General features: G+C 64.6%; 11 protein-coding genes. 6 read left to right on the forward strand and 5 right to left on the reverse strand.

Annotation, left to right across the window (positions count from 1 at the left end; genetic code table 11):
- Window positions 1–957, reverse strand: coding sequence for an N-acetylmuramic acid 6-phosphate etherase (locus NKJ80_RS01910; protein WP_023696935.1), 957 nt, complete (start codon window positions 955–957; stop codon window positions 1–3).
- A gap of 199 nt (window positions 958–1156) precedes the next feature.
- Here NKJ80_RS01910 and NKJ80_RS01915 point away from each other — a divergent pair, with 199 nt between their 5' ends.
- The 6 genes from NKJ80_RS01915 to NKJ80_RS01940 all read left to right on the forward strand — a co-directional run bounded on the left by NKJ80_RS01915 (window position 1157) and on the right by NKJ80_RS01940 (window position 8263).
- Window positions 1157–2035, forward strand: a complete 879-nt coding sequence (locus tag NKJ80_RS01915) for a glucosamine kinase nucleotide-binding domain-containing protein (protein WP_023703600.1) — start codon at window positions 1157–1159, stop codon at window positions 2033–2035.
- Window positions 2032–2814 (forward strand): GntR family transcriptional regulator, encoded by a 783-nt coding sequence (locus NKJ80_RS01920; protein ID WP_352496945.1) that lies wholly within the window; start codon window positions 2032–2034, stop codon window positions 2812–2814. The genes NKJ80_RS01915 and NKJ80_RS01920 overlap by 4 nt, the downstream gene beginning before the upstream one ends.
- Entirely contained in the window at window positions 2811–3842 is a 1032-nt protein-coding gene (locus NKJ80_RS01925; protein ID WP_023684262.1) for an SIS domain-containing protein, read from the forward strand. Before NKJ80_RS01920 ends, NKJ80_RS01925 begins: the two co-directional genes overlap by 4 nt.
- Entirely contained in the window at window positions 3839–5014 is a 1176-nt protein-coding gene (nagA, locus tag NKJ80_RS01930) for an N-acetylglucosamine-6-phosphate deacetylase (RefSeq protein ID WP_023684263.1), read from the forward strand. Before NKJ80_RS01925 ends, nagA begins: the two co-directional genes overlap by 4 nt.
- A gap of 9 nt (window positions 5015–5023) precedes the next feature.
- On the forward strand, window positions 5024–6136 hold the full coding sequence (locus tag NKJ80_RS01935) for an NAD(P)/FAD-dependent oxidoreductase (RefSeq protein WP_352496946.1): 1113 nt from the start codon (window positions 5024–5026) through the stop codon (window positions 6134–6136).
- 72 nt (window positions 6137–6208) lie between these two features.
- A complete protein-coding gene (locus NKJ80_RS01940; protein ID WP_352496947.1) occupies window positions 6209–8263 on the forward strand; it encodes an ABC transporter ATP-binding protein/permease in 2055 nt (684 codons plus the stop codon).
- Window positions 8264–8335: 72 nt separating this feature from the next.
- Here the strand turns inward: NKJ80_RS01940 and NKJ80_RS01945 are convergent, their stop codons facing one another.
- The 4 genes from NKJ80_RS01945 to NKJ80_RS01960 form a co-directional block, all read right to left on the reverse strand.
- Window positions 8336–9847 carry a malonate--CoA ligase gene (locus NKJ80_RS01945; RefSeq protein ID WP_352496948.1) on the reverse strand — a complete coding sequence of 504 codons (1512 nt, stop codon included), beginning with the start codon at window positions 9845–9847 and terminating at the stop codon, window positions 8336–8338.
- Window positions 9848–10060: 213 nt separating this feature from the next.
- Complete coding sequence (locus NKJ80_RS01950) at window positions 10061–10798, reverse strand: GntR family transcriptional regulator (protein WP_023694237.1); 738 nt, start codon at window positions 10796–10798, stop codon at window positions 10061–10063.
- A 494-nt stretch (window positions 10799–11292) separates the two neighbouring features.
- Window positions 11293–11970 (reverse strand): ribulose-phosphate 3-epimerase, encoded by a 678-nt coding sequence (gene rpe, locus NKJ80_RS01955; protein WP_023729671.1) that lies wholly within the window; start codon window positions 11968–11970, stop codon window positions 11293–11295.
- 303 nt (window positions 11971–12273) lie between these two features.
- Window positions 12274–16146 carry a DUF7929 domain-containing protein gene (locus NKJ80_RS01960; RefSeq protein ID WP_352496949.1) on the reverse strand — a complete coding sequence of 1291 codons (3873 nt, stop codon included), beginning with the start codon at window positions 16144–16146 and terminating at the stop codon, window positions 12274–12276.
- Between the last annotated feature and the right edge of the window lie 7 nt (window positions 16147–16153).

Consider the following 16153-nt stretch of genomic DNA (forward strand, 5'->3'; position numbering starts at 1 on the left):
CTAGTCTCCCTGTTGACCTTTTTCAGGTTCGGTTTTGAGAACAGGGGCCTTCGCGCCCTTGTTCCCCTCGATCGCGGAAAGGGCTGGCCGCAGCTTCTGGCCGGTCCCTTCCAGTATCTTCTCGGCCGCAACGGCGTTGGCAGCGCCGGCGGCGAGCAGAATGGCTGTCTTGACGACGCCGCCGCTCGCTTCGAGCAGCCGCACGGCGTCTTGCCGGTCGCGGCCGCTGATAGCGGCGACGATGCGAGCCGCGCGGTCGCGCAGCTTGATGTTGTCGGCGGTGAGATTGACCATGTAGCCGTCATGGACATGGCCGAGATGAATGGCGGTAAGCGTCGACAGCATGTTGAGCGCGATCTTCTGGGCAGTGCCGGCGCCCATGCGCGTCGAGCCGGCAATCACCTCCGGTGGCGTCTCGAGCAGGATGGCGACGTCGGCCAGCCTGAGCAGGGGCGTGTCCTTGTTGTTGGCAATGGCGATGGTTGCCGCGCCCCGGCTGCGCGCATCCTTCAGCGCCTGCACCGCATAGGGCGTCGAGCCGCTGGCCGAAATCGCGATCAGGCAGTCGCCCTTGCCGATGCCGGCGCCGGCAATTGCCGTCGAGGCTTCGTCGGTGTCGTCTTCCGGTCCGCCGGCCAGGGTCTTGAAAGCGTCGTCGCCACCGGCGATGAGGATGGCGATGCGTTCGCGCTTGATGCCGAAGGTGCCGGGCAACTCCAGCGCGTCGGCCAGCGCCATCAGGCCGGAGCTGCCGGCCGCAGCATAGGCGAGCTTGCCGCCGCCGTTCAGCCGCCCGGCGATGATTTCGGCTGCGGCGGCGATGGCGGGAATGGCGTCGCGCACAGCCTTGGCGGCCTCGATCTGCGCATTGACCAAAGAAGAAAGGATGGCGTCCGGGGCCTGGATGTCCAGTCCCTCGGCATTGCTGTGAAGCGCTTCGGTGCGCGGTTCGGCCATCCCTGTCCCTCCGATGGAAGAACAATACCAAAAAAATACCACTTGTCCACACGCATTAACGAAATTGCGAACTGGAAAGCGTTGAGCCGGCAAAATTCCCGGATTTTTCAACCTGATACGCCTTAATCTTTTTGAAACGGAAATTAATCCCTTGGCTATTGGTATTTTATTGGTATTATCCGCCCGGAGGAGACATCGCGTGAAATTCGTGCTCGGTATCGACGGCGGCGGCACCAGCTGCAGGGCAGCCCTTGCGACAGGCGATGGCGTTGTCGTTGGCCGTGCCAAAAGCGGCGCCGCCAACATCCGCACCGATCTCACCGGCGCTCGCACCCACATCGTCGAGGCTGCTCGTCAGGCCTTCATCGCCGCCGGGCAAGATCCGGACCTGATCCCGCAGACACCAGCCATTCTCGGCCTTGCCGGCGCCAATGTCGGCACCTACCGCCAGCAGCTTGAAGCAATCCTGCCGTTCAGCATCAGCCGCGTCGAGACGGACGCCGAGATCGCGCTCGAAGGGGCAGTCGGCTCTGGTGACGGCGCCATGGCCATCCTCGGCACCGGCACCGCCTATATGGCGCGCAAGGGCGGCACGTCGCGCGCCATCGGCGGCTGGGGCTTTCAGGTCGGTGATCAAGGCAGCGGCGCCCGGATCGGCCGCGACCTGCTGGAGCAGACGCTGCTCGCCCATGACGGCGTCCGGCCGCGCTCAGCCCTGACCGACAGCATGATGGCCATTTTCCGCAACAATCCCGAAGACGTGGTCGAGTTCACCACCAATGCCAAGCCCGGCGATTTCGGCGGCTTCGCGCCCAAGGTTTTCGAGCATGCCGAGAAGGGCGACAGCGTCGCCAACTGGATCGTGGACAAGTCGGTTGCCGATGTCGAGGCGTCGCTCCACGCGCTCGACCTCTCTGATGACGCCCCGCTCTGCCTGCTCGGCGGGCTGGCGCCGCTCTATGGGCCGCGCCTTTCTCAGCGCTACCAGGCGCTGCTGAAAGCGCCGCTCGACGATGCGCTGGGCGGCGCCGTGCAGATGGCGGCCCGCATCTTCGTCAAAGCGGAGGCGACGCGATGAGCGATGCCGTCGACCAGATCTTCGCCACGCTGAGGCAGTCGTCGCAGAGCGGCGCCCCGCTCTACCTGCAGCTCAGGAAAAGCATCGAGGACGCCGTCAATCGCGGCCTGATCGGGCCGGGCGATGCGCTGCCTTCCGAGCGCGACATCGCCACCAAGGCCGACATTTCGCGCGTCACCGTCCGCAAGGCGGTGCAGGACCTAGTCAAGGGCGGCATCCTCGTGCAGCGCCACGGCTCCGGCACCTTCGTGGCGCCGCGCATGGAGCGCGTCGAGCAGTCGCTGTCCAGGCTCACTTCATTCACCGAGGACATGGCAAGGCGCGGCATGGCGGTGCGTTCAGCCTGGCTCGACCGCGACCTCTACCCGCCCTCGCCCGACGAGATGATGGTGCTCGGCCTGTCCTCGAACGAGCTGGTGGCGCGCGTGGCGCGCCTGCGCATCGCAAACGACACGCCGCTGGCCATCGAGCGCGCCTCGTTGTCGGCCAGCGTGCTGCCGGATCCGGCCGGGATAGGCTCGTCACTCTATGCGGCGCTGCAACTGACCGGCAACCGGCCGGTGCGGGCGGTGCAGCGCATTTCCGCCGCCAATCTCGGCGACGCCGATGCGCGTCTGCTCGAAGTGCCATCCGGCATTGCCGGCCTGCACATCGAACGCATTTCCTATCTCGCGAGCGGCAAGGTGATCGAGTTCACCCGCTCCATCTACCGCGGCGACGCCTATGATTTCGTCGCCGAACTGCGCCTGACAGGGCCGAGCGAAGAGGGCCGACCATGATCCCCAAGACCACCCATATGCGGCGCGAGATCGACGAAATTCCGCAAGCCGTCGCGCGTCTGCTCGATGGCTCGGCGGCGGTGCTGACCGAGGCCGGACGCGGCATTCGCGAGCGCGATCCGAGCTTCGTCGTTACCGTCGCGCGCGGTTCGTCCGACCATGCCGCCACCTTCATGAAATATGCCGTCGAACTGACCGCCGGCCTGGCCGTCGCTTCGGTCGGTCCATCGGTCGCCTCGATCTACGGCGCCAAGCTCAAGCTCGCCGGTTCGGCTTGCCTCGCCATCTCGCAATCCGGCAAAAGCCCTGATATCGTCGCCATGGCCGAGACGGCACGAGCCGGCGGTGCGCTCACCGTCGCCATCACCAACACCGCCGATTCGCCGCTGGCGCGGGCTTCGGATTTTGCCATCGACATTCTGGCCGGCCCCGAGCGCAGCGTCGCGGCGACCAAGACATTCGTCAATTCGGCGGTCGCCGGCCTGGCGCTGATGGCGCATTGCACCGGCGACGACAGACTGCTGGCCGCCCTCGCCCGCCTGCCCGAGCATTTCAGCAAGGCGATCGCCTGCGACTGGATGGCGCTGGCCGGCGCATTGGAGACGCCGCAATCGCTGTTTATCCTAGGACGTGGCCCGTCGGCGGCGATGGCCAACGAGGCGGCGCTGAAATTCAAGGAGACCTGCGGCATGCATGCAGAGGCCTATAGCGCCGCCGAAGTCATGCACGGCCCGCTGGCCCTGGTCGGGCCAGGCTTCCCGGTGCTGGCGCTCGCCGCCCGCGATGCCTCCGAGCCGTCCGTGGCAGAGGCTGCCGACAACCTTGCCGGCAAGGGTGCAGCCGTTTTTGTAACCTCGGACAAAGCCAAGAGCGCGGCGCGGCTGCCGCATGTCGCCACCGGTCATCCCTTGACCGACCCGCTGACGCTGATCGTCTCCTTCTACGGCTTCGTCGAAGCCTTCGCCCGCCATCGCGGCCTCGATCCGGATGTACCGCGCAATCTGCGCAAGGTGACGGAAACCGTATGAGCGACCGTTTTGCCCTGACTGGCGCCCGAATTTTCGATGGCGACGACTGGCATGACAACGCCGCCCTTGTCGTGCACGGCGATGTGGTCGAAGGCATTCATCCCGTCGGCGCCATTCCGTCGGGCGTTGCCCGCATCGACGCCGGGGGCGGCATGCTGGTGCCGGGTTTTGTCGACCTGCAGGTCAATGGCGGCGGCGGCGTCATGCTCAACGACCATCCCGATGTCGCCTCGCTGGCAACAATCTGCCGGGCGCATGCGCCGTTCGGCACGACCGCACTGCTGCCGACGCTGATCACAGATACGCCTGACATCACCGCCGCGGCCATTGCCGCCGGCACCGGGGCGGCACGGCAAAAACTGCCGGGATTTCTCGGCCTGCATCTCGAAGGGCCGCATCTCTCCGTCGCCCGCAAGGGCGCGCATGAACCGGCGCTGATCCGGCCGATGACGGATGCGGATGAAGCGGCGCTGGTCGCGGCACGCAAAAACCTGCCGGTGCTGCTGACGACGATAGCGCCTGAATCCGTCGAGCCTGCCCGCGTTGCGGCCTTGGCCAAGGCCGGTGTGATTGTCAGCCTCGGCCATTCCGACACCGGCTACGCCACGGCCAGAGCCTTTGCCGATGCCGGCGCCAGCGTGGTCACACATCTGTTCAACGCCATGAGCCAGATCGGCAACCGTGAGCCGGGGCTGGCGGGTGCGGCCATCGACATAGGCAGTCTGTCGGCCGGGATCATCGCCGACGGCATCCATGTCGATCCCGCCACCATGGCAATCGCGCTGCGCGCCAAGCAGGGGCCGGGCAGGATCGTGCTGGTCACCGACGCCATGGCGACGATCGGCACCGCCATGACGTCGTTCACCCTCAACGGCCGCATCATCTATCGCAAGGATGGCAGTCTGCGGCTGGCCGACGGCACGCTGGCCGGCGCCGATCTCGATATGATCTCGGCCGTCCGCTACATGCACAGGATCGTCGGGCTGGACCTGTCGGAAGCGTTGCGCATGGCCTCGCTCTATCCGGCGCAGGCGGTCGGCCAGGCCCACCGGCTCGGCCGCTTCGCCAATGGCACGGCTGCCGATATCGTCGCTCTGTCGGACGCCCTCGACGTCAACGGCGTCTGGATCGGCGGCGACAAGGTTTTTGCAGGCGCGGACAGTCCGCGCTAAAGTCCACCCATGCATGATGTCGACTGCGTTGTCGCCGGAGCCGGTGTTGTCGGCCTCGCCATTGCCCGCGCGCTGGCGCTGTCGGGCCGCGAGGTGCTGGTGGTCGAGAAGGCCGCAGCCATCGGCACGGGCACCAGTTCGCGCAATTCGGAAGTCATCCATGCCGGGCTTCATTATACGCCGGGCAGCCTGAAGGCCCGTCTCTGCGTCAACGGCCGCGAGCGTCTCTATGCCTATTGCCGCGAGCACGACGTCGCCCATCATCGCACCGGCAAACTGATCGTTGCCGTCGAACCCGACCAGTTGGACAAACTGCAGGCGATCCAGATCGACGCGGCGCAATGCGGAGTCGGTGACCTCAAGCTTTTGACGCGCGCAGAGGCCGAAAGCCTGGAACCGGCGCTGAGCTGCGCCGGCGCGCTGCTGTCGCCGTCAACCGGCATCGTCGACAGCCAGGCGCTGATGCTGTCATTGCGTGGAGACGCGGAACCGGCCGGCGCATCTTTCGCCTTGCTCACCGTTGTCTCAGGCGCGAGCATCGAAGCCGACGGCATCCGGATCGACACGCGCGACGCCGATGGCGAGGGTTTCACCTTGAAGACCGGCGCCTTCATCAACGCCGCCGGCCTCGACGCGCAGGCGCTCGCCGGCCGCATCGAAGGCCTCCCGCAAGACCGTGTTCCGCCGCTGTGGCTGGCGCGCGGCAATTATTTCGCGCTTTCCGGCCGCTCGCCCTTTTCGCGGCTGATCTATCCGGTGCCGGTCCATGGCGGCCTCGGCGTGCATCTGACCCTCGACATGTCGGGGAGCGCGCGCTTTGGCCCGGATGTCGAATGGATCGATCGCGTCGACTATACCGTCGATCCCGCACGAGGCGCTGCCTTCTACGACGAAATCAGGCGCTACTGGTCCGGCCTGGCGGACGGCGCCCTGCAACCGGCCTATGCCGGCGTCAGGCCGAAACTGTCGGGTCCGGGACAGCCGGCCGCCGACTTCGTCATCCAGGGACCGGCTGACCACGGGGGCGGTCAGATCGTCAATCTGTTCGGCATCGAGAGCCCTGGCCTTACCGCCAGCCTCGCCATCGCAGAACATGTCGTTGGGCTTTTATATCCGCAATGACGGGCGTTTCCTGAAACGTCGGGCAGGCGCATACCATGAAACCTTTTGATATGGAGGTCGTTGTCGGGGCATATGTCCGAGGCAAAACCCAAATCGAAACCGGCCGACGGCATCGAAGCGCGCGATGCCACGAAGTCGCGTCGGGAAAAGCCGTCACGGCAAACGCGCGGAGATGGACCGCGCGAGGACACGCCGCGCGAGAAAAAAGCATCGGCCGCCGAAGCCGCGTCCGAGCCCGTTGGCGAGGCTGCGCCGCCGCCGGATGCCGTCGAACCCGATCCCAAGCTGACGCCCGAGCAGGCCGAGCAGGCGCGCAAAAAATATCTGCTGCGGCGTTTCTGGATCAGCGGGCGCGGCTATTGGGGGAGGCATGGCGACAAGCTCGCCTGGCCTTTGACGATCGGAGTGCTGCTGCTGATCTGCATCAACATCGGTTTCCAGTATGGCATCAACGTCTGGAACCGCTCGATGTTCGATGCCCTCGAGCAGCGCAACGCCCGCACGGTCTATCTCCTCAGCGCCGTATTCGTGCCGCTGGTGATCTGCAGCGGCAGCCTTGTCGTCGCGCAGGTCTATCTGCGCATGACGATCCAGCGCCGCTGGCGTTCCTGGCTGACCACCGGGGTCGTCGCGCGCTGGCTGGCAAACGGCCGCTACTACCAGCTGAACCTCGTGGGCGGCGACCACCAGAACCCCGAGGCCCGCATGACCGAGGATCTGCGCATCGCCACCGAGTCGCCGGTCGATTTCAGCGCCGGCGTCCTCAACGCGTTCCTGTCGGCCTCGACCTTTATCGTCGTGCTGTGGACCATCGGCGGCGCGCTCACCCTGCCGATCGGCGGCGAGAGCATCACCATTCCCGGCTTTCTGGTCATCACCGCGATCATCTATGCCGCCATCACCTCGACCTCGATGGTGGTCATCGGCCGCGACTTCGTCCAGCTCTCCGAGCGGAAGAACCAGGCGGAGGCCGAACTGCGCTACACGCTGACGCGCGTGCGCGAAAACGGCGAGAGCATCGCCTTGCTGGGAGGCGAGGACGAGGAGCGCAGCGGGATCGACAGGAATTTCGGCCATGTGCTGAGGCAATGGGCGCTGCTGACCGGACAGCACATGCGCACGGCCGCGGTGTCGCAGGGATCGAGCCTGTTTGCGCCGGTCGTGCCGATCCTTTTGTGCGCGCCAAAATTCCTCGAAGGCTCGATGACGCTTGGCGAGGTGATGCAGGCGGCGTCTGCCTTTGGCATCGTGCAAGGCGCGTTCGGCTGGCTGGTCGACAACTATCCGCGCCTCGCCGACTGGAACGCCTCCGCGCGGCGCATTGCCTCGCTGATGATGTCGCTCGATGGGCTCGAGCGCGCCGAGCAGAGCGATGCGCTCGGACGCATCAACCGGGGCGAAGCGGAAGACGGCGCCATCCTCAGCCTCGACAATCTTTCCGTGACACTCGACGACGGCACCTCCGTAGTCAAGGAAACCGAGGTCGTGATCGAGCCGGGCGAGCGGGTGCTGGTTTCAGGCGAATCCGGTTCAGGCAAGTCGACGCTGGTGCGGGCCGTCGCGGGCCTGTGGCCATGGGGCGGCGGCAGCGTCAATTTCCACACCGACAGGCGCCTGTTCATGCTGCCGCAACGCCCCTACATCCCTTCCGGAACGCTTCGCCGCGCGGTCGCCTATCCCGCGGCGGCGGACAAGTGGACCATCAAGCAAATCAAGGCTGCCCTCGACAAGGTGGGGCTTGGCTATCTCACCGGCAGGATCAAGGAAGAGGCGCCATGGGACCAGACGCTGTCGGGCGGCGAAAAGCAACGCCTCGCCTTCGCGCGCCTGCTGCTGCATCGCCCCGATATCGTGGTGCTGGATGAAGCGACTTCGGCGCTCGACGAGAAGAGCCAGGACACGATGATGTTGACGGTGATCCGCGAACTGCCTGACGTCACCATCATCAGCGTGGCGCATCGTGCGGAGCTCGAAGCCTTCCACAGCCGCAAGATCACCCTGGAGCGGCGCGAGGGCGGCGCCAAGCTCGTCAGCGACGTCGACCTCATCCCGCGCAAGCGCAAACGCAGCCTGCTGAACCGCGCTTTGTGGGGTTCCAGCACTCGGGTGAAAAAGCCGCGCAGGTAAAAGGCGCCACTGCCGAACCGCGAACAGATGTCCAGGCGAAGCGCTTGGGCAGAGACATTAGCCGGCTATGGATTAGCCGTAGAGACCCTTGTAGGTCTCGCGCAGCAGGTTCTTCTGCACCTTGCCCATCGTGTTGCGCGGCAGCTCATCGACGAAGATCACCTGCTTCGGGTGCTTGTATTTGGCCAGCTGGCCGGCAATGGCGCCAACGATCTCGGCCCCGGTGATCTGCGATGCCGGCGCCCGCACCACGACAGCGGTGACGCCTTCGCCGAAATCGGGATGGGCAATTCCGATGACGGCACTTTCCAAGACGCCGGCAACGGCGTCGATCTCGCTCTCGATCTCCTTGGGATAGATGTTGTAGCCGCCGGAGATAATGAGATCCTTGCCGCGGCCGACGATGTGGACGTAGCCGTCCGCGTCGATGATGCCGAGGTCGCCGGTGATGAAGAAGCCGTCCTTGCGAAACTCCGCCTTGGTTTTTTCCGGCATGCGCCAATAGCCGGAAAAGACATTCGGACCTTTGACCTCGATCATGCCGACTTCACCCTGGCCAAGCGCATCGCCGCTGTCAGGGTCGGCGATGCGCAGCGAAACGCCGGGCAGCGGGAAGCCGACCGTGCCGGCCCGACGCTCGCCCTCATAGGGGTTCGACGTGTTCATGTTGGTCTCGGTCATGCCGTAGCGCTCGAGAATGGCGTGGCCGGTGCGCTCGCGCCAGGCCTTGTGCGTTTCGGCGAGCAGCGGCGCCGAGCCGGAAACGAACAGGCGGATGTTCTTCGCCGCCTGGGCATCCAGCCCGTCCTGCTGCAGGAGCCTTGTATAGAAGGTCGGCACGCCCATCAGCACTGTCGCGCGCGGCAAGAGCGAGACGATGCGGCCGCCGTCGAATTTCTGCTCGAACAGCATCGAGGCGCCGGCCATCAGGGTGACGTTGGTGGCGACGAACAGGCCATGCGTGTGGAAGATAGGCAACGCGTGGATCAGCACGTCATCCCCGGTGAAACGCCATTGCTCGACCAGCACGCGCGCATTGGAGGCCAGGTTTTCGTGGCTGAGCATGGCGCCCTTGGAGCGTCCGGTGGTGCCCGATGTGTAAAGGATTGCGGCCAGATCGTCCGGCCCGCGCGCCACGGCGTCGAAATCCGTGGGCTGTTGTGCCGCCAGTTCGGTCAGCGAGCCCTCACCATTGCTGCCAAGCGTGAAGGTGGCAGCACCCGACGCCTGCGCCAACGGCGCGATAGCGCCGGCGCGGGCCGGGTCGCAGACGACCAGCCGCGGCTCGGCATCACCGAAGAAATAGCCGAGTTCGGCCAGCGTGTAGGCGGTGTTGAGCGGCAGGAAGACTGCGCCGGCGCGCAGGCAGGCGAGGTAAAGGGAAATGCATTCGGGGCTTTTTTCGACCTGCACGGCAACGCGGTCGCCCGGCTCGACGCCGAAATGCCTCAGCGCATGTGCCAGCTGTGCCGATTGCGCCAACATATCGCCAAAGGCGATCGCGCGTCCGTCATCGGTCGCCATCAGGATGCGCTCGGCGGCTGAAATCCGGCTGCGGAACGCGTCGAACAGGTGATTGGTCATGCGCATTCCCTAGAGATGATGCCGAAAAGTGTGAAGCGGTTTTCGGAGGACATCATGCTCTATCCCTTTGATTTAGAGCCGGATGGCCTTGGAACAAAGGAAACGATTTCGCCTCCGTCCGGCAAAAACGTGAAATCGGGTTTGCCGCCGATCAGATGAAGGCAAGCGGACTTGGATAGCTGGCGGATTTTGGATAGCGGACCGGAAGCGCTTCTATCTGCGGCTGCGCAGCGCCTTGGTGGCGCTCACGCGTGGATCGCCGCTGTCGTTGAAGCGCTCCATGCACATGGCTGCCGTCAGACGGTAGTGGTTGAGGAGGGCTTCAACGGCGCCGTCGGCATCGCCATCCACCGTGCGCTCCGCAATCAGCCGATGTTCACTGATTTCGTCGCGCTCGCTGCCGTCCTGGGAGATCAGCCGGTAACGGGAGGCCTGATCCGAAAGCTGGTCGCAAAAGCCGGTCAGCCAATGCGAGCGGCAGCCTGCGATCAGTGCCCGATGGAAGGCGCGGTGCAGCTTTTCCCATTCCGGATTGTTCGAGGACGGATCCTCCGGCAAGCGGCGCGGGGCACGCGCCAGGCGATGCAAGGCCAGCACGAGCTGCTCTTCCCATTCGCCGGTGCGGTTGGCAATGGATTCACGCAGCGCCCGCTCTTCCAGCCAGCAGCGGGTGCGCGTCAATTCCTCGAGTTCCGGGGCACTGACCGGCATGATGAAGAAACCGCGCTGGTCGTGGCGGCCGAGCAGGCCTTCCGAAGCAAGTCGGTTGAGGGCCTCGCGAACCGGTGAGGCGCCGGCGCCGTAACGGGAAACCACCCATTCGACACGAAGCTTGCTTTCACTTTCAAACACGCCGCGCAGGAGATCGTCGCGAAGCTGTTGATAGACCGTACTAGCGAGTGTGCTCTTGGGTCCCGCGCCTTCGCTCACATCGGCAGATCCGTAGGTCAATATGACTCCTGTAGCTCTCCCATGCTCCGCTAGCCCGTTCGCGAAGCAAACGATTTCCCCTGTAAATTTACTGTAACTCCTAAGGCATCCGCCCCTCAAGCGAAAGATCACGATATTCGACTTAAAGAGGAAGGTTGACCGCATCTTATCCGCCGGAAGTAACTAAAATCGTGAAAAACTTGTTCTTCTGAAGAAAGTTTGTCTGCCAGCATGGCAGGTGCCCTCGAGAAACAGCTTCGAGATCCCGAATACGGATAATTTTTTCTTAACGCGCGTCATGCCGCCGGATTGACCTCTCCCCGCATGCAGATCCCTTCGGCAGTTATCCACTAGATTTATGGGCCAAAACTAGTGCCGGATGCCGCGATCCTGTCGCTTGCCGCGATGCCCTTGCGGCTGCCACCCGTTGACGGCTTTTTGGGAGATCGAAGGATCAGGCAGGGAGATCAGGCCGAGGAGAACCGACCAGCCGGGAACTTGCCCTGGAACTGATGTCAGCCGGCAGCCCGGTCGGCCGCGGTTCGGATGGCTTCTATATTGGCCCGGTAGGCTTCGACGCTGCCGCCCTTGAAGATGGCGGCGCCTGCCACCAGCACATCGGCGCCGGCTGATGTGACCAGGGGGGCGGTTTCCGGCGACACGCCGCCGTCGATCTCAATGCGAATCGGCCGGTTGCCGATCAGCGCTTTCACCCGCTTGACCTTGTCGACCATGGCCGGGATGAAGGCCTGGCCGCCAAAGCCCGGATTGACGGTCATGATCAGGATCAGGTCGAGCCGGTCGAGCACATATTCGATCGCACTTTCCGGCGTCGCCGGATTGAGCGATACGCCGGCCTTCTTGCCGAGACCCTTGATGGTCTGAAGCGAGCGGTCGAGATGCGGTCCGGCCTCGGCATGCACGGTCATGCCGTCGCAGCCGGCATCGGCAAAGGCGGCCAGATAAGGATCGGCCGGCGCAATCATCAAATGGCAGTCGAAAAAGGCCTTGGTGCGGTTGCGGATGGCCTTGATCACCGGCGGGCCGAAGGTGATGTTGGGCACGAAATGCCCGTCCATCACGTCGAGATGGATCCAGTCGGCGCCGGCCGCCGTCACCGCCTCGACCTCGTCGCCGAGCTTCGAGAAATTCGACGCCAGCACCGATGGCGCGATCAGGGTCTTCCTGCTCATGATGCGGCCCCTTTGGGCGCCCTGTTTGCGGGCGCGGCCTTGACGACTGCTAGAGCAATTCCAGGAAAAGTGGGAACGGCTTTCCGTCCGGAATTGCGTGAAAACAAAGAGGTAGAGCGGTTCGGCGTTTCCACGAAACGATGAACTGCTCTAGACTATGATCCCGGAAAGGGAAAGTCGGTATTTGCTGCGCCCGGCAGCGGGTTCGGCGAATACCTGGCCGCCTGATCGCCGCAGCGCGCCCAAGGAAAAAACCCGCCGAATCGCTCCGGCGGGGTTCTGAATTTTGACTCGTATCAGATCCTATGGCTTGAAGTTGGCCGCCGGATCCCTTTGCGGCTGTACCTGCGTCTGCGGCGTGCGCTTCGGTATGAACTGCTGAAGGACACCTGGATTGAGCAACAGGGTCGGGTCGAGCGACGGCTGCTGCCGGATGGCTCTGCAGTTCGGGAACCGACCAACGGTGCCTTCGGGGCAGCGCCGCCTGATGATCGGCACGCACTGGCCGCCGACCATCTGCGAGCCCGGGGCGCAGTCTCCCACCTGCGGCCTCGGCTTGCGGCACGCGCCGTCGATCGCCTGGGTGCCGCGCGGGCAAACACACTCGCCGCGCTTGTTGTGCACCTGGCCGCGTATGTCGCACTGTTCCAGCACAGGCTTCTTCTGCCGGCAGGCATTACCTTGCACCTCGGTACCCCGCGGGCAGACACAATTGCCATTGGCGTCGTGGACCTGGCCGCGGATCGAGCACTGCTCGGGCTTCGGCCGGATCGGCCGGCAGACCTTGCCCCTGACTTCTGTGCCGTCCGGGCAGACGCAATCGCCATTGGCGTTGTGGATCTGACCACGGACCGAGCACTGTTCAGGCTTTGGCCGGATCGGCCGGCAGGCTCCATTGCGCACCTCTGTCCCACGCGGGCAGACACAATCGCCATCGGCGTCATGAACCTGGCCGCGTATGCTGCACTCCTGAGGCTTCTGCTTGTCGCGCACGCAGGCATTTGCCTGTCGGTCGAGATGCGTACCTTCCGGGCAGTAGCAGCCATTGCCGTCCGACGTCGGGACCGAACCGGGGATGGCGCAGCCAGGCTTGTCGGTCTTGACGCAAGCGCCGTTCTCAAGCTCGGTTCCGCGCGGGCAGACACAGCGTCCATCCTCGGTGCGGATCTGGCCCTTGAGCAGCACGCAGGGCCTCGGATCCTTCGGCTGGATGATGACGCCGCCGTCGGGCGAGCACTGGCCGTTGCGGAACGTCGTGCCTTCCGGACACACGCACCGGCCGGCATCGTTCATGACGAAGCCTGGCGAGCATTCCTTCTTCACCTCGCGCTTGATGGTGAACGGATGGCAGGCATAGGCCTTGCCGCGATCGCCCTGGACGTTGGTCAGGTCGCCGGGCAGTACGTCGCCGCCGCCTTGCACCCTGGTGTCGGGAGACAAGACGCCGACGCAGTTCCGGCCGCTGACGTTGCCCCGCAGATTGACCAGGGGAGCGTCGGGAAGGACCACGGTGACCTTGTGCACATGGCTTTCCCCGGCGCCGAGCGTCAGATTGGCAATACAGGTCAACGGCAAGGTCGTCGGTTCGGGCGAGCAGCCAAAGGGCGGTTCGATCGAGGTGATCGCGACGCCTTGCAGCCGCCCCAGCCCGTCCACCCCGATCGCATCGCCGATGCGGACCGGACCGGAGAAGGCGGTCTGGCCATCATTGGTGATGGTGATCTCGAACGAGCAGGGTTGCCCCGGCTGGCACTCGGCATCGCCGGTCTTCTTGACGCTAATGGTGGACGTGCCGCCGCCCTTGGCGCAGGCCTGGCCGATCGGGTAGACGATATCGTCTCCAGGGGCCGGGCCGTATGAGCCGCGTGCGCAGTTCTCGAACGCGCCATTGGCCGAGACCGTCACGTCGAAGTGCCTCGATGTTCCGGGAGTCATCACGGCGCCGGGAATCTGGCACGACAGCGCATTGGCCGGAACCGCTCCGCAGGCCCATTCCGCACCGTCGGGTGTGACGGTCTGGATCTGGACCGGCGCGCCACCCGATATCAGCGTGGCAGCATCGTTGACCCGCACCGGACCGGTGGGGGCAGAGGTGCCAAGGCTGATGACGGTGATGCGGCAGGAAACCACCGCCGCACCGGCGAGCGAGCCATTGCAGACCTTGGTGATGCGTAGGGTCGGCTTGCCGCCATTGGGATGACGGAAGCGTTCCTTGGCGCAGGCCTTGTTGTTGGTGAGGTCGACCTCACCGGGGACGGGCTTCAGCGCCGCGCAGTTCTCGACCGAATCCGACTGGTAGCCGGCCGGCATGACCGCCCTGACGACGATCGGCGTCGAGGCGCCCGGCATCAGCACGATGCCTGCATTGTCGCAGCGGAACTGGCCGGGACCGTTCGGTCCGCATGTCCAGGGCGGAGACGGGCCGAAGGTCGAAGAGGCCGGCGCGCCGCCCGGGTAATTGTCGATAACCGTCAGCGGCCCATTATAGGGGACGCTGCCATTGTTGATGATGTCGATCACGAAGTAGCAGATGCCGTCGGGTGTGCAGACCGGGATGCGGGCACGCTTCTTCAGGATCAGGTCGACCTTCTTGTCGACCGGGGGCCGGCAATCGCGGTCGCGGTCGCCACGCCGGCAGATCGGGATCGAGGCACAGCCGCGATCGTTCTGCTGGCTGCCGAACAGCGGCTTGCCGCTGGCGCCGTAGTTATAGGTGGCGCAGTTGCGCAGCGCGCTGCCTTGCCAACCACCCGCCGGCTTGAAGCCGAGCTTGAGGTTGATGGAGGCCCCCGGATTGAGCGTGGTCACCGGATAGGTGCACATCATCGGGGTCACGCCGGGCATGCATACCCAGGGCGGATTGGGCCCTGAATCCAGAGTCGAGCCGGCCGGCAGCGTCACCTCGTCGAGCACGATCTTGCCGTGATACGGCCCGTCGCCGACATTGGTGACCTTGATGGTGAAGTCGCAGCCGCCGCCCATCGTGCAACGCGTCACGTCGGCGCGTTTCTCGACCTTGAGGTCCGGTTCCTTGTCCTTGGGCGGACATCTCAAGTCACGCGGGATGACGATGTCGATGGTCTGCGTGCAGCATAGTCCCCAGCCCTCCTTCGGGCCGGCATAGGTCTCGATGCCGGTGACGATGAGGTGGATGACGTCGCCGGGCGACGCACCGACGATCTTCCAGTTCAGCACACCGCCGCCCGCCGGAACCAATTGCGTGTCGGGGATGATGGTGATGCCTGGGGTCGTCGTCGATACCTGCACCCATTTGCCGCCCATCTCCGGGCCGACAGGCATGTGGTAGATGAACGCGCCGCCGCCTTGCATGCAATCGACCGTGCCGCGCTCCACCTTGAAACATTCCCGGTCGGGAGGCGGAGGCCGCTTGTCACAATTGGTGAGGTCGATCTTGATCGAGGTCTTGGCCCCGGTCTTGTAGTCGCCGTCGTCGGGCTTGCCCGGATCCTGCGACGGGATGATGGCCCCCGTGCCGACGCCCGGCGTCACCTTGATCATGCCCTGGTTGTCGACGATGGTCGGCGAAGGAAACGCCGCATGGTCGATCTTGGCGGTGATCTTGAAATTGATGACGCGTTCATTGCCAGCCCCAGCGCCGTCGAGATCGGTGGTGGAAATCCGGAAATCGGAAACCGTTGCCGTATCGTTCGGATTAGCCGAGGTGCTGATTGTCGCACCCGGCAACGGTCCGCCAGACGCATCCGTGCCGTCGCCGGACACGTTGACGTTGACGATCGCAAGACCGTGCGGAAGCTGATCCTTGAAGTAGAGTTGGAGTTTCTTCAGCCTGGCCGAAAAGCTTGGGTCGGCAAAGCCTTGCGGGTCGCCGCGCAGGCCAAAGCTCAGAGAGTAGACGACGTAGTCGCAGCTCCTCTGTGTGCCTGTTTTGGTGAAGAACGGCACGATCCGTTCCGGCCTCGGATTGACGATTTTTGAATTGTCCAGGTCGAGCCGCAGTTCCGGAGTGATCGGGACTGCATCTTCGGCGTGGCTTGCCACAGGGGTGAACATGGCGACCGCGATACCGGCCGCCATCAGCCAGCGCGCGCCGCGCCTGGCATATGACAGGGGTTTCATGATGGTCTCCATGACGGTTGGCTGCTTGCCGGTGGATTGACTGCTCTTCGCGGTCGGGGAAAGTGCGAGATTTTTCATCTTCCCC

It is taken from the genome of Mesorhizobium sp. M0030 (genome assembly GCF_040323695.1).
Lineage (GTDB): Bacteria > Pseudomonadota > Alphaproteobacteria > Rhizobiales > Rhizobiaceae > Mesorhizobium.